This is a genomic window from Pseudomonas alcaligenes (assembly GCF_041729615.1).
GTDB lineage: Bacteria > Pseudomonadota > Gammaproteobacteria > Pseudomonadales > Pseudomonadaceae > Aquipseudomonas > Aquipseudomonas alcaligenes_B.
Genome location: NZ_CP154874.1, coordinates 1118034 through 1140410, shown reverse-complemented (window position 1 = coordinate 1140410; position 22377 = coordinate 1118034). Strand labels below are relative to the sequence as shown.

The window sequence follows — 22377 nt, the reverse complement described above, 5'->3', positions numbered from 1 at the left end:
CATGCCCGGGGAGGGCATGGCGCCTGGCGTCACAGGTTGGGCTTGCCGCCGGCGGCGGTCGAGGTGATGTTGAGGCCGGCGATGAGAAAGCCGGTCTCCTCGTCGGCCCGCGGGCAGTGCTCGACCCCCCTGGGCACCACGAACAGCTCGCCGGGCCGTAAGTCGATCGCACTGTCGCGCAGCTGGATGGTCAGGCAGCCATAGCAGACCATGAACAGCTCATCCTGGTCGTCGTGCTTGTGCCAGCGGGTCTCGCCGACGCCCTTGGCCAGCTTGAGCAGTTGCCCATTGGCCTCGCCGATGATGCGTTGCGACCAGTGTTCGTCGATGCGTGCCAGTTCGTCCAGCAGGTTGACCTTGTGCATGGCGGGTATCCCCATCACTTGATGCCGGCGCTTCTCAGGGCCGCCGGCAGGAACTCGGCCTTGGCCGCCTTGAAGCCGAAGGACACCGGGTTGCCGGAGTTGTACAGCAGGCCCATCACCAGGTAGCGGGAGCTGTTGAAATCATAGATGGCCTCGGCGGCGTACCAGGGCGTGTCGGCATAGTAGTACTGCACGTGGAAGCCCTCGGCGAAGCGCCACAGCGAACCGCGGCTGTCGTAGTGCTCGGCCAGGGCGATCTGCCAGGTGTCCTCGTCGATGTAGAAGACCCGCTTGGCATAGACATGGCGCTGGCCCTCGCGCAGGGTGCCGACCACCTTCCACACCCGGTGCTTCTCGTAGCGCAGCAGCTCCGGGTTGAGATGGCCCTTCTGGATCAGGCGTTCGGAGTCGAGATTCTGGTCGGTCAGGCGATGGTTGTTGTAGGGGATGTAGAGTTCCTGCTTGCCCTCCAGCTTCCACTCGTAGCGGTCGGGCGAACCCGAGTACATGTCGACGTTGTCCGAGGTGCGCAGCCCGTCCGCCGCCGTGCCGGGGCCGTCGTAGGCGACCTGGGGGGCGCGGCGCACGCGGCGCTGGCCGGCGTTGTAGAGCCAGGCCAGGCGCGGCTGCTGGTACTGGTCGACGGTCTCGTGGACCAGCAGCATGTTGCCGGCCAGGCGCGCCGGGGCCACGACTTCCTGCTTGGCGTAGATCATCACGTTGGCGTCGGTTGCCGGGTCGAAACCATTGAGGTTTTCCGGCCATACTGCGCGCTCTTCGATCTGCACTTCGCTGAACGAGCCGCTGGCCTGGGTGATGACCTGGGTCTGTGAGCGGAACAGGCTGCCACCGCGGTAGCGCATGAAGTGGTTCCACAGCGCCTCGAGGCCGTTCTTCGGCGCCGGGAAGGGGTAGTAGCCCTGGTAGTTGGTCACGCCGTTGCCATCGGGCGTCAGGCGCGCGCTTTCGCGGTTGCGGTCGGCGGCCTGGTATACGGCCTCGGGTACGGCGGCGGTACGGCGCGTCGGATAGACGTTGAGGCGGTAGCCGTTCTGGTTGCGGCGCAGCTGCTCGATCTGCCCGGGGCTGAGGTACTGCTGATACTGCGTGTAGTTGCTGTGATCGATGGTGAATTCGATGGGATCAGCGGCAAAGGGGTCGACGAAGCCGCTGGCGATGTTGGCCGCCGCCAGGGACTTGCGGTAGCCGCCCTGCCAGGCGGGGATGGAACCGTCGGCGTTGCCGGCCAGTTCGGCGCCCAGCGGTGTGGTGGGCGTCGCCTGGGCGGTGGCTTGCAGGGCGAGGCCGAGGACGAGGAACAGAGGCAGTCTGGTCATGGTCATTGCGCCTCGGCGGCCAGTTGCAGGCGGGCATGGGTGGTTTCCAGCTGGCGTTGCGCGTCTTCGGCGCCCAGTACCTTGGCCTGGAGGAACCAGCTGTGGGCGTACTCGAGGGCGGGCAGGCCGTCGGGGCCGTTGCTGGCCGCGGCGAGATGGCACTTGCCGATCTCCAGCGCCAGGGTCGCGGTGACGCTGTCCCGCTCCAGTTCGTTGGTGATGCACGGGCTTTCCGGCTGGGCCAGGACCGCGCCGCTGGCGAGGAGCAGGCCGGCTGTGAGGAGCTGCTTGAGCATGATGGGAGACCTCGGATCAGGGGGTTGAGGTTTGGTTCTATAATAGAACCGTGCAAGGTTGAAATTAGGTTCTATAATGAAACCTGTCAAGCGCTTTCGCGCCGGGTTTCTTTCGTGGCGTTCTGGAGGTCACAGAGTGGAAAGGCTCACGTTCGAGGATCGGAATTGCTCCATCGCTCGCTCGCTGGATGTGCTGGGGGACTGGTGGAACGTGCTGATCGTGCTGGAGTGCATGTGGGGCTCCAGCAAGTTCGACGAGTTTCAACGCAATCAGGGGATATCCAAGGGCATCCTGTCCAAGCGCCTGAAGCTGCTGCAGGAGCACGGCATCCTCAGCAAGCGCGCGGTGCAGGGCGGCACCGAGTACAAGCTGACCGAGAAGGGGCGGTCACTGCATGTGATAGTGGTAGCCATCCTGCAGTGGGGCGACCGCTGGAATCCCCTTCCGGAGGGGGCGCCTGTGGTGCCGGTCAACCGCAACAGCGGCGCTCCGGTGGCGCCCTTGGAGCTGCTCGATGCCGAGGGGCAGCCGGTGGGCATGCGCAACCTGGGATTGCTGCCTGGTCCCGGCGCCAACGCCAATACCCGCCGGCGCCTGGAAGAACTGGCGCGGCGGCGGCAAGCCAGCGAGCAGGTGGGCTGAGTCAGGCCTCGCCCTTGATCTCCTTGAGATGCTTGTACACCGTGGCGCGGCCCATGTTGAGCACGTTGGCGATGTAGTTGGCGGCGCTCTTGCCCTTGAACGCGCCTTCGGCGTGCAGGGCCTCGACCAGTTCGCGCTTGTGCTCGCGGGTGAGCAGGTTGAGGCCGAGCTGGCGCTGCTGCAGCCAGGCGTGCAGGAAGCTGTTGATGCGCTCCTGCCAGTCGTCGCGGAACAGCGCATCGGGCTGGGGTATCACCCGGCTGGCGGAGAGGAACAGGTCCAGCGCCTGCTTGGCGCTCTCCAGCATGGAGATGTTGAAGTTCAGGCACAGCACGGCCACCGGCGTGCCCCGGGCATCGCGCAGCACGGTGCTGACCGAGCGGATCTTCCGGCCGTCCCAGTTGAGCTTCTCGTAGGGGCCGATGTTGCGCTCGTCCGGGGTGTGCTCCAGCAGGTCCTCCAGCGCCGCGTCGTCGCCCACCGCGCGCTTGGACAGGTTGTTGGCGATGTGGTCGATCTTCTGCGTGCGCAGGTCGTGCAACACCACCTCGACATGGGGGAAGAACAGGGTGGCGATGGCGTCGGCGATGGCGCGGAAGTTGTCGAGGTCGGCGGCGGGGCGGGGCGTCATGCAGTGGGCTCCTGGGGCGGCACGGCGAGTGTGCCGCAAAGCGTCGGGGGCGTCATCAGGCGCCCCCGCTGCGTCTATCGACCCAGGCGGGCCGGCGAGAGCATCGCCGCGCTGAGGCCGAAGGCGGCGATATGCGCCGGCAGCGGCTGATGGCGGATCAGCGCGGCGCAGGCCTCGCCCATCGCCGCGCTGGTCTGGATGCCGTAGCCGCCCTGGGCGGCCACCCAGAAGAAGCTTTCGGCATCCTCGGCATAGCCGCCGACCAGATCGCCGTCGGCGACGAAGCTGCGCAGGCCGGCCCAGGTGTGCTGCGGGCGGCGGATGGTCAGGCTGGTATGCTCCTCGATCTGGTACAGGCCCATGGCGATATCCAGCTCTTCCGGCTGCACGTCGTGCGGTGCCACCGGGTCGGCGTTGGCTGGCGAGCCGAGCAGCTGGCCGGCATCCGGCTTGAAGTAGAAGGCTTCGTGCAGGTCCACCAGGCAGGGCCAGGCATGGCAGTCCAGCCCTTCCGGCGGCAGGAAGGTGAAGGCGGCGCGGCGCTTGGGCGTGAGACCGATGGGGGCGACCCCGGCCAGCTTGGCGATCTCGTCGCACCAGCCTCCGGCGGCGTTGACCAGCACCCGGCAGCGGTACAGCTGCTCGCCGCAGCGCACCTGCCAGCCGTCCGCGAGCCGCTCGATCGCGCTGACCTCGCGGTTGCAGTGGATTTCCCCGCCCTGCTGGCGGATGCCGCGCAGGAAGCCCTGGTGCAGGGCATCGGTGTCGATGTCTGCGGCGCTGGGGTCGAGCATGGCGCCATGCACCTTGTCGTGGCGCAGCACCGGCACCAGGGCGCAGGCCTCGTCGGCGCTGAGCAGGCGCATCTGCGGCACGCTGGCCTTGCCGCTTGCGTACTGGCGTTGCAGTTCCTCGGCGTCGCCGGAGAAGTCCACCACCATCTCGCCGCGCGGGCTGAGCAGCGGGTGCTCGCTGAAACCGGCCGGCGGCGCGTCGAAGAAGGCGCGGCTGGCGGCGGTCAGGGCGCGCACCTGCGGCGTGCCATAGGCCAGGGTATAGAGTGCGGCGGAGCGCCCGGTGCTGTGGTAGCCGGGTTGGCTTTCGCGCTCCAGCAGCAGGGTCCTGCCGTGCGCGGCGAGGAAATAGCCGGTGCTGGCGCCGGCGATGCCGGCACCGACGATCAGGAATTCGCTGTCGATCACGTCGCTCATTGGCCTTGCTCCAGCAGCTGATGCAGGGCATGGGCCAGGGCCATGTCTTCGAGGCCCAGGCCGATGGAACGGAAGAACACCGGGCGGCCATAGTCCGGCCTGGGGGCCAGGCCGACGACCAGTTCGGCCAGGTCGCCGCGGATCAGGTTGCGGCTCCAGCCGCCTTCCGCCGCCAGCACCATCTCGCCGGCGGCGCCGGGAGTGGTGGCGCGGTAGTCGCAATACACGTCCATGCCGGCCAGGCTCTGTGGCGGCACCTCGTGGGCGCGCGGCGCATTGGTGCTGATCGAGGTGGCCAGCACGTTGCGGCCGAGGCTCAGCGGATCGAGCACCGGCCCGGCGGCGGAGGTGCACAGCAGGATGACCTCGGCGTCGGCCACGGCCTCCTCCTGGCTGGCGCACAGCTGCAGGCGCGGGTCCAGGGCGCGCAGCTCGGCGTGTTTCGCGGCGCCCTCGGCGGCCAGACCGGGGGAGTACAGGCGGATGCTCTGCCAGTCGCGCAGGTTCTGCACATAGCGCAGGTGGGCGCGGGCCACCGGACCGCTGCCGATGATTGCCAGGCGCGTGACACCGGCCGGCGCCAGCTCCTCCACGGCCACCGCGGTGGTGGCGGCGGTGCGCGCGGTGGTCAGGCTCTTGGCATCGCACAGCAGCAGCGGCTGGCCGCTGCGCATAGACATCAGCAGGGTCCAGGCGGTGACGGTGGCGCCCTGCGGGCCGGGGATGTAGGGCGAGGTCTTGATCCCGTAGACCCCTTCATCGGCCAGCACGCCCAGGTAGTTGATGAAGTCGCCGCCGTCGGGGAACTCCACCAGCTGTTGCGCCGGCTGCAGCGCGCGGCCCCTGGCCAGGCTGGCGAACATGGTGCGCATGGCCTGGTGCACGTCGATACGGGCGAGCAGGCGTTCGGCTTCGGTCTGGTCGATCACGCGGGTCATGGTGGGCTCCGGGAGTTAAACTAATTTGTCCATAATGGATTTTAAAGTTTATTCCGGCAACCATGACGCCGCGCTCTGGCGCCTGGATGAATCTTGCTGTCGCTTCAGATGGTTCCCGCCGCCTTCAGCGCGGCGATCTGCTCGGCGCCATAGCCCAGCTCGCCGAGTACCTGGGCGTTGTGCTCGCCCAGCGCGGGCCCGGTCCACTGCACGTCGCCGGGGGTGGCGGACAGCTTGGGCACTATGCCCGGCATCCTGAACGGCTTGCCGTCGGGCAGCCTGGCCGAGAGGAACATCTCGCGGGCGAGGAATTGCGGGTCGGCGAACATGTCCTCGGCGGAATAGATGCGGCTGGCCGGCACTTCCGCGCGCACCAGCACGGCCTCGACTTCGGCGAGCGGCAGGCTGGCGGCCCAGCGGTCGATCACCCCGTACAGCTCGTCGCGCCGCGCATCGCGGCCGGCGTTGTCGGCCAGGTCCGGCGCATCGGCCAGATCCTCGCGGCCGATGGCGCGCATGAAGCGCTGGAAGATGGCGTCACCGTTGGCGCCGATCTGGATGTGCTTGCCGTCGGCGCAGGTATGGATGGAGGAGGGGGTGATGCCGGGCATGATGTTGCCGGTCCTCTCCCGCACGAATCCGAATACGTCGAACTCCGGCACCATCGACTCCATCATGGCGAATACCGCCTCGTAGAGCGCCACGTCCACCACCTGGCCGCTGCCGCCGTTGACTTCGCGCTGGCGCAGCGCCATCAGGGCGCCGATCACGCCCCAGAGGGCGGCGATGGAGTCGCCGATGCTGATGCCGGTGCGCACCGGCGGACGGTCCTTGAAGCCGGTGATGTAGCGCAGCCCGCCCATCGACTCGCCCACCGCGCCGAAGCCCGGCTGGTCCTTCATGGGGCCGCTCTGGCCGAAGCCGGACAGGCGTACCATCACCAGCTTGGGGTTCAGCGCGTGCAGCACGTCCCAGCCCAGGCCGAGCTTCTCCAGCACGCCGGGGCGGAAGTTCTCGATCAGGATGTCCGCCTCGGTCAGCAGCTTCTTGAGGACCTCGCGACCGTCCTCGTGCTTGAGATTGAGAGTGATGCAGCGCTTGTTGCGCGCCTGCACGAACCACCACAGCGAGGTGCCCTGGTACAGCTTGCGCCACTTGCGCAGCGGGTCACCGCCGTCAGGCGACTCGACCTTGATCACCTCGGCGCCGAACTCGGCGCAGATGCGCGAGGCGAAGGGCCCGGCGATCAGGGTGCCGAGTTCGACCACTTTCAGGCCGGCGAGGGGTTTGTTGGCGATCATGGGTTGTCCCTGCGAGTTCACGAATGCCGGCCAGCCTATCCTCGGCCGGCGGGCGATGCCAGGGCACTTCACCCGCCGGCAGTGGCCTTTTGCTAGAGTGCGGGCAAAGAGCCGTCCGTTCGTGCTCAGGGAACCGAGCCCTACCCGATGTCGCAACTGCATATCCCGTCTCTGCTGCTGGCCAATGTCAGCGTCGTGTTTTTCTGCGCCGCACTGATGCTCTACAGTTGGTGGCGCGGTCGCCACGAACGCACTCTGTTGTGGGCCAGCGTGATGCTGTTCCTCGAAGGGGCGGGGCTGATACTCAACGCCCTGCGCGGCCTGGGCTTCGACTGGGTGCCGATAGTCGTCGGCAATGTGGTCCTGCTGCTCTGCATCGGCATGACCTGGGCTGCCATGCGGACCTTCTGCGGGCGCGAGCCGCGCTGGTGGCTGGTCACCCTGGGGGCCTGGGGCTGGCTGTTGCTGTGCCTGTGGCCGGCCTTTTATGGTGATATCCGCTGGCGGGTCACGGCCTTTACCCTGCTGCTGGTCGCCTACATGCTGGCTGCCATGCATGAGCTCTGGCGCGCGCGCGGACAGCAGGTATCCATCCTTGCCGCCCAGCTGCTGATGGGCGGGCACGTGCTGTTCCATATCCTGCGCATGCTGTTTGGCACCTGGGGCAACAATGGCAGCGCACCTTACAGTCCGATGTTCGTCGCGCTGCTGATCGAGAGTGTGCTCTACGCCGTGGGCATGGCCTTTCTGGTGCTGTCCATGGTCAAGGAACGGGCCGAGCAGCAGTATCGAGTGGCGGCATACTCCGACCCGCTGACCGGCATCGGTAACCGCCGCGCCTTCCTCAGTGCCGGCGAGCACCTGTTGCGGCTGTGCGCCGAGCAGCGCCAGCCGGTGGCGCTGCTGCTGTGCGACCTCGATCATTTCAAGGCAATCAACGACCGACTCGGCCATGCCGAGGGGGACCGCGTGCTGCAGGCCTTCAGTGCCGGGGTGGTCGATCGCCTGCGCAAGACCGACGTGTTCGGGCGCATCGGTGGCGAGGAGTTCGCCTGCCTGGTAGCGGGGTCGCAGGCCGAGGCGTTGGCGCTGGCCGAGCGCATTCGCAGAGAGTTTGCCGAGGCCTCCGGCAGTTGCGCGCAGAGTGTCAGCATCGGCGTTTCCAGCAGCACCGCAGGCGGGTATGACCTGCCGCGTCTGTTGTCCCTCGCCGACCAGGCGCTCTATGCGGCCAAGCGTTCCGGGCGTAACCAGGTGCTGGCGTTCGGGGCGGACGGCGAACCCCTGGCGGCCTATTCGCGGTAGACTTGCCGCCTTTCCGCCAGCCAAGAAGCCCGCCCATGGCCCTGCAAGCCACGCCCTACAAAGTCGAACTGAACCTCACCGATATCGACCGCAACGTCTACGAAAACCTGCGCTTCACCGTGGCCAGGCACCCCTCGGAGACCGAGGAGCGCCTGTGCGTACGGCTGATCGCCTATGCGCTGTGGTACGGCGAGCAACTGGCCTTCGGCCGCGGCCTGTCCGATGTCGACGAACCCGCCCTGTGGGAGAAGAGCCTGGACGACCGTGTGCTGCACTGGATCGAGGTCGGCCAGCCGGATGCTGAACGCATGACCTGGTGCTCGCGGCGCACCGAGCGCTTCAGCGTGCTGGCCTACGGCAACCTGCGGGTGTGGCAGAGCAAGGTGCTCGACGGCGTGCGCGGGCTGAAGAACCTCAACGTGGTCGGTGTCGATCAGGCCGCCCTGGAAGAGCTGGCCCGCGACCTGCCGCGCTCGGTGAGCTGGAGCGTGATGATCAGCGACGGCCACCTGTACGTCACCGACGAGCGCGGCCAGCACGAGATTCCCCTGGAGTGGCTGGCCGGCGAACGCTGACCGCAGTCCTGGCGCGCGGCTCCGGAGGTCATCCGGGGCCGCTGCGCCGCGATGTTCCCGGATTGCATCCGGGTTACCCATGCCTGCTTCGGAATACTCCATGCGCATCGATCTTCGCCCCCTGCCCGCAACCCTGCCCGATCTGGGCCAGCTGCCGCCGCTGCTGACCCGCCTGTACGCCGCCCGTGGCGTGCAGTCCGCCGCCGAGCTGGACAAGGGCCTGGCGCGCCTGCTGCCGTACCAGCGGCTGAAGGGCATCGACGGTGCGGTGCAGCTGCTGGTCGAGGCCCTGGAGCAACGCCAGCGCATCCTCTTCGTCGGCGACTTCGACGCCGACGGCGCCACCGCCAGCGCGGTCGGCGTACTCGGCCTGCGCATGCTTGGCGCCGCCCACGTCGACTACCTGGTGCCCAACCGCTTCGAGTACGGCTACGGCCTGACGCCGGAGATCGTTGCCGTGGCCCTGCAGCGCCGGCCCGACCTGCTGGTGACGGTGGACAACGGCATCTCCAGCGTCGAGGGCGTGGCGGCGGCGAAGGCCGCCGGCCTCAGGGTGCTGGTCACCGACCACCACCTGCCGGGCCCGGAGCTGCCGGCGGCGGACGCCATCGTCAATCCCAACCAGCCGGGTTGCGACTTCCCCAGCAAGGCGCTGGCCGGCGTCGGGGTGATCTTCTATGTGCTGCTGGCGCTGCGCGCCAGGCTGCGCGAGCTGGATTGGTTCGCCCGGGCCGGGCAGCCGGAACCGAACCTGGGCGAGCTGCTCGATCTGGTGGCTCTCGGCAGCGTCGCCGACGTGGTGCCGCTGGATGCCAACAACCGCATCCTGGTCCACCAGGGCCTGGCGCGCATCCGTGCCGGCCGCGCGCGGCCGGGGCTCAAGGCGATCCTCGAGGTGGCCGGGCGGCAGGCGGCACGGATCAGCTCCACCGACCTCGGTTTCATCCTCGGCCCGCGCCTGAACGCCGCCGGCAGGCTGGACGACATGAGCCTGGGCATCGAGTGCCTGCTGTGCGACGACGAGGCGCTGGTCCGCGACATGGCCCAGCAGCTCGACGAGCTGAACAAGGACCGCAAGGCCATCGAGCAGGGCATGCAGCGCGAGGCCCTGGCCCAGCTGCGCGAGCTGAACGTCGAGGACCTGCCCTTCGGCCTGTGCCTGTTCGAGCCGGACTGGCACCAGGGGGTGATCGGCATCCTCGCCTCGCGCCTGAAGGAGCGCTACCACCGCCCGGCCATTGCCTTCGCCGATGCCGGCGACGGCCTGCTCAAGGGCTCGGCGCGCTCGGTGCCGGGCCTGCATATCCGCGATGCGCTGGATGCCGTGGCGGCGCGTCACCCGGGGCTGATCAGCAAGTTCGGCGGGCATGCCATGGCCGCCGGCCTGTCCCTGCCGCAGGAGAACTATGCGGCCTTCGCCGCCGCCTTCGATGCCGAGGTGCGCCGCCAGCTGAGCGCGGACGACCTCACCGGTCGCCTGCTGTCCGACGGCCAGCTGGGAGCCGAGGAGTTCCATCTGGAGCTGGCCAAGGCCCTGCGCCATGCCGGGCCCTGGGGCCAGCACTTCCCCGAGCCGCTGTTCCACGGCCTGTTCCAGATCGTCACCCAGCGGGTGGTGGGCGAGAAGCACCTCAAGCTGGTGGTCAAGACCGAGTGCGGCAGCCAGACCCTGGATGGCATCGCCTTCAACGTCGACCGCGACACCTGGCCCAACCCCAACGTGCGCTGGGTGGAGCTGGCCTACAAGCTGGACGTCAACGAGTATCAGGGCCGCGAGAGCGTGCAGCTGCTGGTCGCGCACCTGGCGCCACGCTGAGGCGCCGCCTAGGGTTAGGGGGACTTCGACGCCACGAGGAACCCCAATGGACCCCTTCATGCAAGCTGCCATCGACGAGGCCCGCCTGGGCCTGGCCGAGGGCGGCATTCCCATCGGCTCGGTGATCGTGCATGACGGCCGCATCATCGGCCGTGGCCACAATCGCCGGGTGCAGCAGGGCAGCGCTATCCGCCACGGTGAGATGGATGCCTTCGAGAATGCCGGCCGGCAGCCGGCCCGCGTCTACCGCGAGGCGGTGCTCTACACCACCCTGTCGCCCTGCGCGATGTGCAGCGGCGCCATCCTGCTGTACGGCATACCGCGGGTGGTGATCGGCGAGAACCGCACCTTCCTTGGCGAGGAGGCGCTGCTGCGCGAGCGTGGCGTGCAGCTGGAGGTGCTGCAGGACGCCGAGTGCATCCGGCTGATGGAGGACTTCATCGCCGCCCGCCCCGAGCTGTGGCATGAGGACATCGGCGAGTAGCCTGCAATATCCGGAAGCACAGCTCTGCACGCCAGCCGGCAACCCCGCTGGCTAGAATCGGTCTGTGCATGGAATGGCATTCGCCCCAGAGGAGAAGCATATGAATACCCGTGGACTGCTCGATCAGCTGCTCAAATCCGGCCAGGACCTCCTGCAGCAGAAGTCCGGCGGCTCATCGTCCGGCGGCCTGGGTGGCTTGCTCGGCAGCGTGGCCGGTGGCGGCAAGAGTGGCGGTGGCGACCTCGGCACCCTGCTCAAGGGCGCCGGCGGCGGAGCCCTGGCAGCCGGCGCGCTGGGCCTGCTGCTGGGTAACAAGAGTGCGCGCAAGGTCGGCAGCAAGGTCATCACCTATGGCGGCCTGGCCGCCCTCGGGGTGATCGCCTACAAGGCCTACGGCAACTGGCAGGAGCAGCAGCATGCGGCCAATGCGCGACCGGTCGCCGAGCCGCAGACGGTGGATCGCCTGCCGGCGCCGCAGGCCGAACTGCACAGCCAGGCGATCCTCAAGGCGCTGGTGGCCGCGGCCAAGGCCGACGGCCATGTGGACGCCAAAGAGCGCCAGCTGATCGAGGAGCAGATCGGCGCGCTGGCCAATGATCCCGAACTGCTGCGCTGGCTCGACGCCGAGCTGAACAAGCCGCTCGACCCGGCCGAGGTGGCGCGCGCCGCCAGCACCCCGGAGATGGCCGCGGAGATGTACATCGCCAGCGTGCTGATGGTCGACGAGGAGCATTTCATGGAGCGCGCCTACCTCGAGGAGCTGGCCCGCCAGCTCAAGCTGGAGCCTTCGCTCAAGGCCGAACTGGAGGCCCAGGTGCGCCAGGAGCTGGCCGCCGGCTGAGGCTCAGGCCGCCGGCGCTGCCCCGGTCTGGAATTCCGCGCGGTTCTTGCCGCCGTGCTTGGCGCGATACAGCGCCTGGTCGGCCAGCTCCAGCGCCTCGCCGAGGTCGGCATGGTCCAGCGGCCACAGCGCGCCGCCGATGCTGCAGCCAACGTTGGCCTCCTGTTCGCCCAGGCGCACCGGTTGGGCCAGCGACTGCAGCGCCCGCTCGGCGATCTGCCGGGCCTGAGTCAGGGCCTGGGCCGCAGGCACCTGCAGCACCATGAGGAATTCGTCTCCACCCAGACGCGCCACCAGGTCGCCGTCGCGCAGGCAGGCGCGCAGGCGGGCGGCCACTTCCTTGAGCAGCAGGTCGCCTGCGGCGTGGCCGAAGCGGTCGTTGACCGGCTTGAAACCGTCCAGATCCAGATAGAGCAGGGCCAGGCAGCCTTGCCCGGCCTGGCTGCGCTGCTGTGCCGCGGGCAGGAAGCGTTCCAGTGCCGCGCGATTGGGCAGACCGGTCAGCGGGTCGCTATGGGCGAGGTCCTCCATCAGGTTGAGCGCTGTCTGCTGGTGGGTGAGGCTTTCCACCAGGTGGCGGATCGACTGACTCAGCACGGCGATCTCGCTGGGGCTGCGCAGCTCGGGAATGGTGGTGATCTCGCCGGCGCTGAGGCGGTCGGCGGCGCGGGCGATCTGCCGTAGGGGGCGGGTGAAGTAGCCGGTCAGTGCCCAGCCCAAGGTAGCGAACAGCAGCGCCAGCCCACTGCCCCAGAGCAGGATGTTGCGCCTGGTCTCGCGGGCCGGGGCATAGGCCTGCTCGACGGCCTGGCGCGCCAGCACGATCCAGCCCAGGCCGGCGTAGTCCTGGTAGCCCTGGCTGTGGGCGAAGCCGGTGAGGTAGGCCTGGCCGTCCGGCCAGTCCTGCACGGCCCAGTAGCTGTCCCGGCCCTGCTGCTCGCGCAGGGCGGGCAGGTCGAGCACCTGGCCGATCATCGCCTTGGGACCCAGCAGCACGCTGTGGTCCTTGCCCAGCACCAGGAACTCCACCTGGCGCCGTTCCTGGATCGGTTCGAGCAGGGCCAGGCGCACTTCTTCGGCCCAGCCCCAGGACAGGTGCGAGGCCAGCACGCCGGTGAGCTGGCCCAGGTCGTTGCGTACCGGCAGGCTGATGTCGACGAATTTCATCGCCTCGCCGCTGGGGTTGGGCAACAGCTTAGCCAGCAGCACCGCCTCGTGCACGTCGCCGATGAACAGGCCCTGGCGGCCCTCGAGGTAGACCGGGCGCTGGGCGATGCTGGCACCCTCCAGCACGCCGTCGCTGGAAGCCAGGACCTGGCCCCGGGCGTCGGTGAAGCCGATCCAGGCGATGCTGGGGATCTGCTGCTGCAGGCGGTCGAGCAGCAGGCGGATCTCGCCGATGTCATCCGGCTCGCGCAGCGCCCGCAGCCCGCCGAGCACCTGCAGGTAGGCGGCGCGGCTGGCCATGTCGCGGTCCAGGCGGTCGATCATCTGCGCCGAGACCTCGGTGAGGTCGCGGCCGACCTCCTCGCGGATGCGCATGCTGGCGTCATGGCCGATCAGGCTGCCGAGCAGCCAGCTGAGGGCGCCGACCAGCAGGGCGATGAGAAGGGCGAAGCGAGTGCGCAGGCTCTGAGGGGGGCGCATGGTGCGGCGACTCCGAATGCGTGACGGTAAGAGTTCGCCCGGGTGGCCTTGGGCTGCGGTGGCGGGGCACGGTTTGAGTCTAGCCCAGCGCTGTCCGTGCCGGCATTGCACACAAACTCCGGGCAATCTGCAAACCCGGGCTGCATAGCTCGCCGCTGGCGAGAGTCGGTTAGACTGCTCGGCAGGCTCGGGAGGTGGGTATGAACTGGCGTCTGACGACCATCGGACTGGTGTTGGCCTGGTGCTGCGGCGCGGCGCAGGCCGGCGCGCTGTTGCTGGATCAGCGCGCGCTGTTGCTGGAGGGCAGTCGCCTGCCGCGCGAGGCGGCGCTGGACCGTCTGCAGCAGGTGCGTTTCGCCTTCCGCGAGGCGGCGCCCGAGACCGGTGAATGGCCGCTGTGGGCGCGTGGCTATGGCATCCAGGGCAGCTGGGACGGCGACGGCCTGGAGCGCCACGGCGAAGGCCTGCTGCTGGGCCTGGACCGGCCGCTCGGCGGGCAGTGGGTCGGCGGCGTGCTGGCCGGGGTGGCGCGCAGCCGGCTCGATCACCAGCAGGGCCATGCCAGCAGCGACAGCAGCCATATAGGCCTGTATGCCGCCACCCGCGTGTACAACCAGCTGGGCTTTCGCCTGGGGCTTCTGCACGGCTGGCACGACCTGCAGGGCGGCCGGGCGCGCAGCGCGCAGCTGTTCGGCGAGAGCAGCTTTGCCCTGGATTTTCGTGACTTCACCCTGGAGCCCTTCGCCGGCCTGGCCCTGGTTCATCTCGATGCCGAGGCCCAGCGCCGGGGCGATCTGCGCCTGCGCGGGGCGGACGAGGAGGGCGGCTACCTGACCCTCGGCTGGCGCCTGGCCGCGCCCTGGTACTGGCAGCAGCGCAAATGGGTGGGGCGCGCCAGCCTGGCGCTGCGCCAGGATCTGGGCAGCGATCGTCTGAATGCCGAGGCGATGACCGCAGATGGGCAGAGCCTGCGCCTGCAGAGCCGCGAGTTCGAGCGCAGCAGCCTGCGCCTCGACCTGGGTCTGGACCACGAGCTCAGCCGCAGCCTCTACCTCGGCCTGACCTACTCCGGCCACTATGCCGAGGACGCCCGCGACAATGCCCTGGCGCTGCGTCTGAGCGCCAAGTTCTGAGGGCGCTCCGCCGGTCAGGCTGCAGGCTGCCAGGGCGCATCGAGTCGGGTATACTCGCCGGCTTTTCCGAAACTTTGCGGTCGCGATCCGTTGCCTGTCCGGTCCAGCCTGGCGTCATGCCGCTGCGACGGGGCCTGGCCGGTTGCCCTGCGCCTTTGCCCGAGAGTGCTGCCCACCATGGAAATCAATCCGATCCTCAACAGCATCAAGGACCTGTCCGAGCGGACCCTGTCGATTCGGGGGTATCTTTGACTACGATCAGAAGCATGACCGCCTGATCGAAGTAAACCGCGAGCTGGAAGACGCCAGCGTCTGGAACAAGCCCGAGTACGCCCAGGGCCTGGGTCGCGAGCGCGCCATGCTGGCGCAGATCGTCGAAACCATCGACGACCTCACCGGCAGCCTGGCCGACTCCAAAGACCTGCTGGAAATGGCCGCCGAAGAGAACGACGAGGGCGCGGTCAACGACATCGTCGCCGAAGTCGAGCGCCTGCGCGAAATCCTCGAGAAGCTGGAATTCCGCCGCATGTTCAGCGGTGAGATGGACCCGAACAACTGCTACCTGGACATCCAGGCCGGCTCCGGCGGTACCGAAGCGCAGGACTGGGCCAACATCCTGCTGCGCATGTACCTGCGCTGGGCCGACAAGCGCGGCTTCGACGCCACCATCATCGAACTGTCCGAAGGCGAAGTCGCCGGCATCAAGGGCGCCACCGTGCACATCAAGGGCGAGTACGCCTTCGGCTGGCTGCGCACCGAGATCGGCGTGCACCGCCTGGTGCGCAAGAGCCCGTTCGACTCCGGCGCCCGCCGCCACACCTCGTTCTCGGCGGTGTTCGTGTCCCCCGAGATCGACGACAAGGTCGAGATCGAGATCAACCCGGCCGACCTGCGCATCGACACCTACCGCTCCTCCGGTGCCGGTGGTCAGCACGTCAACACCACTGACTCGGCGGTGCGTATCACCCACGTGCCGACCAACACCGTGGTGGCCTGCCAGAACGAACGTTCCCAGCACGCCAACAAGGACACCGCGATGAAGATGTTGCGGGCCAAGTTGTACGAGCTGGAGATGATGAAGCGCACCGCCGCCTCACAGGCCCTGGAGGACTCCAAGTCCGACATCGGCTGGGGCCACCAGATTCGCTCCTACGTACTCGATGACTCGCGCATCAAGGATCTGCGTACCGGCGTCGAGCGCAGCGACTGCCAGAAGGTCCTCGACGGCGACCTCGACCAGTACCTCGAGGCCAGCCTCAAACAGGGGCTCTGAGCCCTCACGCCCCCGAACTCAACTGATACAGACGCCAGGCAGATAGAACGACCATGAGCGACCAACAACTCGATCCGCAAACCCTCTCCCACGAAGAGCGGCAGCACGAAGAAAACAAGCTGATTGCCCAGCGCAAGGAAAAGCTGGCTGCCGTCCGTGAGCAGGGCAATGCCTTCCCCAACGATTTCCGCCGTGACAGCCTGTGCGCCGACCTGCAGAAACAGTACGCGGAGAAGACCAAGGAAGAGCTGGAAGCGGCCGCCATTCCGGTCAAGGTCGCCGGGCGCATCATGCTCAACCGTGGCGCCTTCATGGTCATCCAGGACACCTCCGGGCGCCTGCAGGTCTACGTCAACCGCAAGACCCTGCCGGCCGAGCAGCTGGAAGCGGTCAAGCACTTCGATCTGGGCGACATCATCGCCGCCGAGGGCACCCTGGCCCGTTCCGGCAAGGGCGACCTGTACGTCGACATGCTCAACGTGCGCCTGCTGACCAAGTCGCTGCGCCCGCTGCCGGACAAGCACCACGGCCTCACCGACACCGAGCAGCGCTACCGCCAGCGCTACGTCGACCTGATCGTCAACGAGGAGGTGCGTGACACCTTCCGCGTGCGTTCCCAGGTGATCGCGCACATCCGTCGCTTCCTCAACGAGCGCGGTTTCCTCGAAGTGGAAACCCCGATGCTGCAGACCATCCCCGGCGGCGCCGCGGCCAAGCCGTTCGAGACCCACCACAACGCCCTGGACATGGCCATGTTCCTGCGCATCGCGCCGGAGCTGTACCTCAAGCGCCTGGTGGTCGGTGGCTTCGAGAAGGTCTTCGAGATCAACCGCAACTTCCGTAACGAAGGCGTCTCGACCCGGCACAACCCCGAGTTCACCATGCTCGAGTTCTACCAGGCCTACGCCGACTACGAAGACAACATGGACCTCACCGAGGAACTGTTCCGCGAGCTGGCCCTGGCGGTGCTGGGCAGCACCGACGTGCCCTACGGCGACAAGGTGTTCCACTTCGGCGAGCCGTTCGTGCGCCTGTCGGTGTTCGACTCGATCCTCAAGTACAACCCGGAGATCAGTGCCGCCGACCTCAACGACATCGACAAGGCCCGCGAGATCGCCAAGAAGGCCGGCGCCAAGGTGCTCGGCTTCGAAGGCCTGGGCAAGCTGCAGGTGATGATTTTCGAGGAGCTGGTCGAGCACAAGCTGGAACAGCCGCATTTCATCACCCGCTACCCGTTCGAAGTCTCGCCGCTGGCCCGTCGCAGCGACGACGATCCGAGCGTCACCGATCGCTTCGAGCTGTTTATCGGTGGAAGGGAAATTGCGAACGCCTACTCCGAGCTGAATGATGCCGAAGACCAGGCCGCGCGCTTCCTGCAGCAGGTGGCCGACAAGGACGCCGGCGACGACGAGGCCATGCACTACGACGCCGACTTCGTCCGCGCCCTGGAATACGGCATGCCGCCCACCGCCGGCGAGGGTATCGGTATTGACCGCCTGGTAATGCTTCTGACCAATTCGCCGTCCATCCGCGATGTGATCCTGTTCCCGCATATGCGTCCGCAGGCTTGATCGCGGCGCCCGGAAAGGGCACCGTTGGAGTCAGGGTGGCACTTGGCCATCTCGCTGTTTGAAAGTCAGGGGTCTGCCGTCATGGCAGGCCCCTGTTTTTTGTCTTCAGCCAGTGCGAGGAAGGTCCAGCAGTGAACTCCAGCTCCGCCGCGCAGTGTCCGGTCCGCTTGGCCGGCGAGTTAGCCGAATCCGTGCAGTATCGTGGCCGCAAGGCCAGTCGCCAGGGCAGCGAGCAGCGCCGCCTGAGCATCCTCGAGGCGGCATTGCGCATCATCGTGCGCGAGGGGCTGCGCGGGGTACGCCATCGCGCGGTGGCCGCCGAGGCCGGGGTGCCGCTGTCGGCCACCACCTACTATTTCAAGGACATCCAGGACCTGATCGCCGACAGCTTCGCGCTGTTCGTGCAGCGCAGCTCGGCAAGCCTGGCGGCGCTCTGGGCCGGGGTGGACGAGGACTTCCGGCGCATCGCCGCGGCCATTGCGAATGATCCCGCTGCCCGCCGCGAGATGGTCGCCCATGTCATCGACCTGGCCGTCGCCCATGTGCAGGCCAAGATGCGTGCGCACGACGACGAGCTGCTGGTGGAACTGGCCTTTCGCCAGGAGGCGCTGACCAATGCCGAACTGCGCCCGCTGTTCCTCGCCCACCAGAGCCTGCGCATGCGCTTCGCCGAGCGCGCGGTGAGGGCCATGGGCTCCACCGCACCCTTCGAGGATGCACAGGTGTTGACTACGCTTATTTTGCGGATGGAATATCATGCCATCGTCGATGGGGTGGAAGACTTCGATCTAGAGGCTCAGCGCGCCGTATTGCAGCGCTTCCTGGACCTGCTGATCGGGTCTTGAGTCCCAGCCCCGCCCCGGCGGGGCTTTTCGTTTCTGGCAGCCGACCGAACCTCACAAGGAGTGCATGATGAAAGCCTGGCGCGTGGCCTTAGCCGCCCTGAGTTGCCTGCTGTTGAGCGGTTGCCTGGTGACCTTCAAGGACCCCATTCCGGCCAACGAGGCGGCGCCGATGCCGTTGCTCGGCGACTGGGAGCGCAAGGACGAGTGGGGCGAGCGGCAGTACCTGTCCATCGCCCGCGCCGGCTCCAACCTCTATCGCGCCAAGGCCTGGAGCGACAGCGCCGAGGATGGCGCGGCCGAGGAATACGGTTTCACCGTGGCCCACCATGGCCGCCGCTGGTACATCTCCGCCGGCCTGCCCAAGCGCCTGGGTGCCAACTTTGCCATCGCCGGCTTCGAGCTGACCGCCGGCAACGAACTGGTGATCTACAACCTGGATGTCGAGCGCATCCTCCAGGAGATGGAAGGCGGCGTGCTGCAGGGCCAGCCGGTGGAAACCCCGGAAGGCGAGGCGGTGCTGGTGACCAGCCCACTGGAGCAGGTGTTCGGCTACCTCGACGACCAGGCCAACGCCGACGTCTTCGTCGAAGTGGCGCGCTACCAGCGCAGCGTCGAGTAAGGGTTGCGCATGAGCCGGCGCAAGTCCCAGGACGACTATCACGACACGATCCGCGCCCTGTCCGGGCGCCTGGTCGAGGCGCAGACGCCGATCCGCGTGCTCGATGCCATCAAGTGGGATGACGGCGTGCGCCAGGGCTTCCTCAAGGCCAAGGGGCGCGAGCTGCCGGCGGTCGATCGCGCCTACTACGACAGTCGCCCGCTGGCCTTCGACCCGGTGGCGAAGAAGCTGGAATTCCAGAACATCGAGCGCGACATCACCCGCCAGCTCGGCCAGTTCAATCCGGTCGGGCAGATCATGCGGCGCATGTGCAAGGAATACCGCATGGTGATCCGCATGCTCGAGGCGCGCGGCACCGCCGACTTCGGCCTGATCTCGCAGGAACTCTACGGCGCCGCCTCGGACGCCTTCCACGCCGGCGACCCGACGCTGGCCGACCTCGGCCTGATGCTTTCCGACTACCTGAACAACATCGCCGCCCGCGGTGACCTGCAGGACGAGCCGAAGAGCCTCACCGCCAAGGACGCTGTGGCCATCCTCCAGGAACGCCTGGCCAAGGTGTTTGGCGACGACACCATTCGCGTGCTGGAGTCCGACGGCATCGTTGCCGATGCCGCCGCCGGCGCCGACTACATCAAGATTCGCAGCGACGCCCTGTTCAACGAACGCGACGTGCGTGCGCTGGAAGTGCATGAGGGTCTGGTGCATGTCGGCACCACCCTCAACGGTCTCAATCAGCCGGTGTGCACTTTCCTGGCCAAGGGCCCGCCCTCGTCGACCGTGACCCAGGAAGGCCTGGCCATCCTGATGGAGGTGATTGCATTCGCCTCCTATCCGTATCGCCTGCGCAAGCTGACCAACCGTACCCGTGCCATCCACATGGCGGAGGAGGGCGCGGACTTCCTGCAGGTGTTCGAGTTCTATCAGGAGCAGGGCTACGGCCTGGAGGAGAGCTACGGCAACGCCAGCCGGGTGTTCCGCGGCTCCACCCCGGACGGCCTGCCGTTCACCAAGGACCTGTCCTACCTCAAGGGTTTCATCCTGATCTACAACTACATCCAGCTCGCCGTGCGCAAGGGCAAGCTGGAGCAGATCCCGCTGCTGTTCTGTGGCAAGACCACCCTGGAAGACATGCGCACCCTGCGCCAGCTGGTCGATGAGGGGCTGGTGGCGCCGCCCAAGTACCTGCCACCGCAGTTCCGCGACCTCAACGCGCTGGCGGCCTGGATGTGTTTCTCCAACTTCCTCAACCATCTGAGCCTGGATCGCATCGAAGCGGACTACGCCAATATTCTCTAGATCCGCGGCTCCCCTCGCCCACTTGTGGGAGAGGGGTTGGGGGAGAGGGTAAATCATGTCCCTCTCTCGTAAACGGGAGAGGGCGCACCGCGCAACCTGCAAGGAATTCTTCCTATGCCCAGCCACACACTCGACTACGAAATCCTTGGAGCCTCGGCGCAGACCGTGGAGATCATCCTCGACCCGGGCGAGACGGTGATCGCCGAAGCCGGGGTGATGAACTACATGACCGAGGGCATCCGCTTCGAGACGCGCATGGGCGATGGCTCGGCCAGTGGCATGCTGGGCAAGCTGTGGGGTGCGGGCAAGCGCCTGCTCACCGGCGAGTCGCTGTTCATGACCCACTTCAGCAACCAGGGTAAGGGCCAGCAGCGGGTCGGCTTCGCCGCTCCCTACCCGGGCACCGTGGTGCCCATCGACCTGGCCCAGGTCGGCGGCCGGCTGATCTGCCAGAAGGACGCCTTCCTCTGCGCCGCCTACGGCACCGAGATCGGTATCAGCTTCAACAAGCGCATCGGCGCCGGCTTCTTCGGCGGCGAGGGCTTCATCCTGCAGAAGCTGGAAGGCGACGGCCTGGCCTTCGTGCATGCCGGCGGCACGGTGATCCGCAAGGAGCTGAACAACGAGACCCTGCGCCTGGACACCGGCTGCCTGGTGGCCTTCACCAGCGGCATCGACTACGACATCGGCCTGGCCGGCGGCCTCAAGAGCATGCTGTTCGGCGGCGAGGGCATCCTCCTGGCCACCCTCAAGGGCACAGGTACCGTGTGGGTGCAGAGCCTGCCCTTCTCGCGCCTGGCCGAGCGCATCTATGACGCCACCTTCAGGGCCCGCGAGGAAGTGCGCGCCGGCGGCAAGTAACCGGCCGCGATGTCACGCGCTGCGACATTGCGGACGCGCGGTGCGCCTGGGCAACGGGTAAACTCTCGCTTTTTTGTACAGCGAGCCTTTCCCATGAGTGAAGAACGCAACGCCATTCCCCTGATTCTCACCGGCATCGCCAGCGTCATCGCTACCGTCGGCGTGCTCTGGTACTACGGCTACCTGCATTTCGCCAAGGAGGAGGACGCCCTGCTGCTGGCCGACTTCACCATGCTCAAGACGGTGCCCGGCGAGGACTACAAGGTCTCGCTCAAGCCGGCCAGCCAGGTGGCGCAGTGCATCGACGGCGTGCTGGTGCTGTTCGATACCCAGCAGAAGGGCCTGACCGGCGTGCTGGTGGACAGCAAGAAGCAGGCGGTGCGCTGCATGGGCCAGGAAACCCCGCAGGCGCCGCAGCAGCAGTAAGCGCCAGCGCCGAGGAGGAACACGATGCAGATCGCAGTCTTCCACGGCGATATCACGGCCCTGGCGCTGGACGCCATAGTCAACGCGGCCAACAGCTCGCTGCTCGGCGGTGGTGGGGTGGACGGGGCCATCCACCGCGCCGCCGGCCCCGAGCTGCTGGCCTGCTGTCGCGCGCTGGGCGGCTGCCCCACCGGCGAGGCGCGTATCACCCCAGGCTTTGCCCTACCGGCCCGGCACGTGATCCACACGGTCGGCCCGGTCTGGCGCGGTGGCGGGCAGGGCGAGGCCGACCTGCTGGCCGCCTGCTACCGCAACAGCCTGGCTCTGGCCGAGGCGCACGGGCTGGCCGAGATCGCCTTTCCCGCCATCAGTTGCGGGGTCTACGGCTATCCGCCGGAAGCGGCGGCGCGGATCGCCATCGCCGAGCTGCAGCGTGGGCGCCAGGCCGATAGTAGCCTGCGCCGCGCGCTGCTGGTGGCCTTCTCCGCCGAGATGGCCGGGCTCTACCGGCGTCTGCTGGCGCCCTAGTGCTTGGCGCCATCCTGCTGCGCGGTCATTTCCCGCAGGTAGCGGCGCGACAGGGCGAGGAAGCGCGGCGTGGGGCCGATGTCCTCGTACAGCGGGTCGCCCTGCTCGTCGGTGGCCACCACCTTGCTGCCCTTGACGTAGGGCAGGCTGGCCTCCAGTTCCTCCAGGGCCGCGCCGATCAGTTCGCCGAGCAGTTCCTCGGCGCTGCGCTTGGGATACATCTCGCACAGCGCCGCCAGGCGCGCGGCGGCTTCCAAGTCGATATGGATGTGGTACTGGCTGCGGGTCAGGCGACCCTTGGCGTTCTGCTCCCAATGGCGGGCGAGTTCACGGATCTTCATACACACCTCGGTATGCCCATTCGTGGTGGGCGGTGGTCTGGTCGGGGACTGCCGGGCCCGACCCACGGGGCTTTTGCCCCCGCTCTGTTCA

24 protein-coding genes are annotated in these 22377 nt (G+C 67.6%); 15 read left to right on the top strand and 9 right to left on the bottom strand.

Annotation, left to right across the window (positions count from 1 at the left end):
- Positions 1 to 29: 29 nt before the first annotated feature.
- From AAG092_RS05440 to AAG092_RS05430, 3 genes are read right to left on the bottom strand one after another with little or no spacing between them, the layout of a single operon-like run.
- Complete coding sequence (locus tag AAG092_RS05440) at positions 30 to 365, bottom strand: cupin domain-containing protein (RefSeq protein ID WP_373388870.1); 336 nt, start codon at positions 363 to 365, stop codon at positions 30 to 32.
- A gap of 14 nt (positions 366 to 379) precedes the next feature.
- Positions 380 to 1702, bottom strand: a complete 1323-nt coding sequence (locus AAG092_RS05435; RefSeq protein WP_373388869.1) for a DUF1329 domain-containing protein — start codon at positions 1700 to 1702, stop codon at positions 380 to 382.
- Positions 1703 to 1704: 2 nt separating this feature from the next.
- A complete protein-coding gene (locus AAG092_RS05430; RefSeq protein WP_373388868.1) occupies positions 1705 to 1998 on the bottom strand; it encodes a hypothetical protein in 294 nt (97 codons plus the stop codon).
- 136 nt (positions 1999 to 2134) lie between these two features.
- Between AAG092_RS05430 and AAG092_RS05425 the strand changes: the two genes are divergently transcribed.
- Complete coding sequence (locus tag AAG092_RS05425) at positions 2135 to 2641, top strand: winged helix-turn-helix transcriptional regulator (RefSeq protein ID WP_373388867.1); 507 nt, start codon at positions 2135 to 2137, stop codon at positions 2639 to 2641.
- A 1-nt stretch (position 2642) separates the two neighbouring features.
- Here AAG092_RS05425 and AAG092_RS05420 read toward each other — a convergent pair whose 3' ends face one another.
- From AAG092_RS05420 to AAG092_RS05405, 4 genes are all read right to left on the bottom strand, one after another.
- The gene (locus tag AAG092_RS05420) at positions 2643 to 3272 is read right to left on the bottom strand and encodes a transcriptional regulator (RefSeq protein ID WP_110681164.1); all 630 of its coding nucleotides are present in this window, start codon (positions 3270 to 3272) and stop codon (positions 2643 to 2645) included.
- Between the two features lie 74 nt (positions 3273 to 3346).
- Positions 3347 to 4483, bottom strand: a complete 1137-nt coding sequence (locus AAG092_RS05415; protein WP_373388866.1) for an NAD(P)/FAD-dependent oxidoreductase — start codon at positions 4481 to 4483, stop codon at positions 3347 to 3349.
- On the bottom strand, positions 4480 to 5421 hold the full coding sequence (locus tag AAG092_RS05410; protein ID WP_373388865.1) for an ornithine cyclodeaminase family protein: 942 nt from the start codon (positions 5419 to 5421) through the stop codon (positions 4480 to 4482). Before AAG092_RS05410 ends, AAG092_RS05415 begins: the two co-directional genes overlap by 4 nt.
- A 104-nt stretch (positions 5422 to 5525) precedes the next feature.
- Positions 5526 to 6722, bottom strand: coding sequence for a CaiB/BaiF CoA transferase family protein (locus AAG092_RS05405; RefSeq protein ID WP_373388864.1), 1197 nt, complete (start codon positions 6720 to 6722; stop codon positions 5526 to 5528).
- 147 nt (positions 6723 to 6869) lie between these two features.
- On the opposite strand from AAG092_RS05405, the gene AAG092_RS05400 reads away from it, so the two are divergent.
- The 5 genes from AAG092_RS05400 (at position 6870) to AAG092_RS05380 (ending at position 11743) form a co-directional block, all read left to right on the top strand.
- Positions 6870 to 8027 (top strand): diguanylate cyclase, encoded by a 1158-nt coding sequence (locus AAG092_RS05400; RefSeq protein ID WP_373388863.1) that lies wholly within the window; start codon positions 6870 to 6872, stop codon positions 8025 to 8027.
- A 35-nt stretch (positions 8028 to 8062) separates the two neighbouring features.
- A complete protein-coding gene (locus tag AAG092_RS05395; protein WP_110681172.1) occupies positions 8063 to 8602 on the top strand; it encodes a YaeQ family protein in 540 nt (179 codons plus the stop codon).
- A 100-nt stretch (positions 8603 to 8702) separates the two neighbouring features.
- Complete coding sequence (gene recJ / locus AAG092_RS05390) at positions 8703 to 10418, top strand: single-stranded-DNA-specific exonuclease RecJ (RefSeq protein WP_110681174.1); 1716 nt, start codon at positions 8703 to 8705, stop codon at positions 10416 to 10418.
- Between the two features lie 46 nt (positions 10419 to 10464).
- On the top strand, positions 10465 to 10902 hold the full coding sequence (locus AAG092_RS05385; RefSeq protein WP_373388862.1) for a nucleoside deaminase: 438 nt from the start codon (positions 10465 to 10467) through the stop codon (positions 10900 to 10902).
- A 100-nt stretch (positions 10903 to 11002) separates the two neighbouring features.
- Entirely contained in the window at positions 11003 to 11743 is a 741-nt protein-coding gene (locus AAG092_RS05380; RefSeq protein WP_373388861.1) for a tellurite resistance TerB family protein, read from the top strand.
- A gap of 3 nt (positions 11744 to 11746) precedes the next feature.
- On the opposite strand, the gene AAG092_RS05375 is transcribed toward AAG092_RS05380, so the two are convergent.
- Positions 11747 to 13390: a diguanylate cyclase domain-containing protein gene (locus tag AAG092_RS05375; RefSeq protein WP_373388860.1), complete on the bottom strand. Its 1644-nt coding sequence runs from the start codon at positions 13388 to 13390 to the stop codon at positions 11747 to 11749.
- Positions 13391 to 13590: 200 nt separating this feature from the next.
- Between AAG092_RS05375 and AAG092_RS05370 the strand changes: the two genes are divergently transcribed.
- The 9 genes from AAG092_RS05370 (at position 13591) to AAG092_RS05330 (ending at position 21945) form a co-directional block, all read left to right on the top strand.
- A complete protein-coding gene (locus AAG092_RS05370) occupies positions 13591 to 14523 on the top strand; it encodes an autotransporter domain-containing protein (RefSeq protein WP_373388859.1) in 933 nt (310 codons plus the stop codon).
- 177 nt (positions 14524 to 14700) lie between these two features.
- Positions 14701 to 15796 (top strand): peptide chain release factor 2 gene (prfB, locus tag AAG092_RS05365; protein WP_373388858.1). Its coding sequence is split into 2 segments (ribosomal slippage): positions 14701 to 14772 and positions 14774 to 15796, totalling 1095 coding nucleotides; the frame shifts between segments, so codons are not numbered across the junction.
- 53 nt (positions 15797 to 15849) lie between these two features.
- Positions 15850 to 17367 (top strand): lysine--tRNA ligase, encoded by a 1518-nt coding sequence (lysS, locus tag AAG092_RS05360; protein ID WP_373388857.1) that lies wholly within the window; start codon positions 15850 to 15852, stop codon positions 17365 to 17367.
- Positions 17368 to 17498: 131 nt separating this feature from the next.
- On the top strand, positions 17499 to 18212 hold the full coding sequence (locus AAG092_RS05355) for a TetR/AcrR family transcriptional regulator (protein ID WP_373388855.1): 714 nt from the start codon (positions 17499 to 17501) through the stop codon (positions 18210 to 18212).
- Positions 18213 to 18279: 67 nt separating this feature from the next.
- Positions 18280 to 18831 carry a hypothetical protein gene (locus AAG092_RS05350; protein ID WP_373388854.1) on the top strand — a complete coding sequence of 184 codons (552 nt, stop codon included), beginning with the start codon at positions 18280 to 18282 and terminating at the stop codon, positions 18829 to 18831.
- 9 nt (positions 18832 to 18840) lie between these two features.
- Entirely contained in the window at positions 18841 to 20130 is a 1290-nt protein-coding gene (locus tag AAG092_RS05345; RefSeq protein ID WP_373388853.1) for a flavohemoglobin expression-modulating QEGLA motif protein, read from the top strand.
- A gap of 114 nt (positions 20131 to 20244) precedes the next feature.
- On the top strand, positions 20245 to 20991 hold the full coding sequence (locus AAG092_RS05340) for a TIGR00266 family protein (protein ID WP_373388852.1): 747 nt from the start codon (positions 20245 to 20247) through the stop codon (positions 20989 to 20991).
- A 93-nt stretch (positions 20992 to 21084) separates the two neighbouring features.
- Positions 21085 to 21417 (top strand): hypothetical protein, encoded by a 333-nt coding sequence (locus AAG092_RS05335; RefSeq protein WP_373388851.1) that lies wholly within the window; start codon positions 21085 to 21087, stop codon positions 21415 to 21417.
- A gap of 24 nt (positions 21418 to 21441) precedes the next feature.
- Positions 21442 to 21945: an O-acetyl-ADP-ribose deacetylase gene (locus tag AAG092_RS05330; RefSeq protein ID WP_373388850.1), complete on the top strand. Its 504-nt coding sequence runs from the start codon at positions 21442 to 21444 to the stop codon at positions 21943 to 21945.
- On the opposite strand, the gene AAG092_RS05325 is transcribed toward AAG092_RS05330, so the two are convergent.
- Positions 21942 to 22286, bottom strand: coding sequence for a pilin assembly protein (locus AAG092_RS05325; protein WP_373388849.1), 345 nt, complete (start codon positions 22284 to 22286; stop codon positions 21942 to 21944). The genes AAG092_RS05330 and AAG092_RS05325 overlap by 4 nt on opposite strands.
- Positions 22287 to 22377: the final 91 nt, after the last annotated feature.

Excerpts from the sequence above, each read along its gene's own strand:
- AAG092_RS05350 (WP_373388854.1), top strand. The coding sequence starts at position 18,280 with ATGAAAGCCTGGCGCGTGGCCTTAGCCGCCCTGAGTTGCCTGCTGTTG.
- AAG092_RS05410 (WP_373388865.1), bottom strand. The coding sequence starts at position 5,421 with ATGACCCGCGTGATCGACCAGACCGAAGCCGAACGCCTGCTCGCCCGT.
- AAG092_RS05435 (WP_373388869.1), bottom strand. The coding sequence starts at position 1,702 with ATGACCAGACTGCCTCTGTTCCTCGTCCTCGGCCTCGCCCTGCAAGCC.
- AAG092_RS05440 (WP_373388870.1), bottom strand. The coding sequence starts at position 365 with ATGCACAAGGTCAACCTGCTGGACGAACTGGCACGCATCGACGAACAC.
- recJ (WP_110681174.1), top strand. The coding sequence starts at position 8,703 with ATGCGCATCGATCTTCGCCCCCTGCCCGCAACCCTGCCCGATCTGGGC.
- lysS (WP_373388857.1), top strand. The coding sequence starts at position 15,850 with ATGAGCGACCAACAACTCGATCCGCAAACCCTCTCCCACGAAGAGCGG.
- AAG092_RS05335 (WP_373388851.1), top strand. The coding sequence starts at position 21,085 with ATGAGTGAAGAACGCAACGCCATTCCCCTGATTCTCACCGGCATCGCC.
- AAG092_RS05395 (WP_110681172.1), top strand. The coding sequence starts at position 8,063 with ATGGCCCTGCAAGCCACGCCCTACAAAGTCGAACTGAACCTCACCGAT.
- AAG092_RS05405 (WP_373388864.1), bottom strand. The coding sequence starts at position 6,722 with ATGATCGCCAACAAACCCCTCGCCGGCCTGAAAGTGGTCGAACTCGGC.
- AAG092_RS05375 (WP_373388860.1), bottom strand. The coding sequence starts at position 13,390 with ATGCGCCCCCCTCAGAGCCTGCGCACTCGCTTCGCCCTTCTCATCGCC.
- AAG092_RS05415 (WP_373388866.1), bottom strand. The coding sequence starts at position 4,483 with ATGAGCGACGTGATCGACAGCGAATTCCTGATCGTCGGTGCCGGCATC.
- AAG092_RS05340 (WP_373388852.1), top strand. The coding sequence starts at position 20,245 with ATGCCCAGCCACACACTCGACTACGAAATCCTTGGAGCCTCGGCGCAG.
- AAG092_RS05430 (WP_373388868.1), bottom strand. The coding sequence starts at position 1,998 with ATGCTCAAGCAGCTCCTCACAGCCGGCCTGCTCCTCGCCAGCGGCGCG.
- AAG092_RS05345 (WP_373388853.1), top strand. The coding sequence starts at position 18,841 with ATGAGCCGGCGCAAGTCCCAGGACGACTATCACGACACGATCCGCGCC.
- AAG092_RS05325 (WP_373388849.1), bottom strand. The coding sequence starts at position 22,286 with ATGAAGATCCGTGAACTCGCCCGCCATTGGGAGCAGAACGCCAAGGGT.
- AAG092_RS05370 (WP_373388859.1), top strand. The coding sequence starts at position 13,591 with ATGAACTGGCGTCTGACGACCATCGGACTGGTGTTGGCCTGGTGCTGC.
- AAG092_RS05400 (WP_373388863.1), top strand. The coding sequence starts at position 6,870 with ATGTCGCAACTGCATATCCCGTCTCTGCTGCTGGCCAATGTCAGCGTC.
- AAG092_RS05420 (WP_110681164.1), bottom strand. The coding sequence starts at position 3,272 with ATGACGCCCCGCCCCGCCGCCGACCTCGACAACTTCCGCGCCATCGCC.
- AAG092_RS05380 (WP_373388861.1), top strand. The coding sequence starts at position 11,003 with ATGAATACCCGTGGACTGCTCGATCAGCTGCTCAAATCCGGCCAGGAC.
- AAG092_RS05385 (WP_373388862.1), top strand. The coding sequence starts at position 10,465 with ATGGACCCCTTCATGCAAGCTGCCATCGACGAGGCCCGCCTGGGCCTG.
- AAG092_RS05330 (WP_373388850.1), top strand. The coding sequence starts at position 21,442 with ATGCAGATCGCAGTCTTCCACGGCGATATCACGGCCCTGGCGCTGGAC.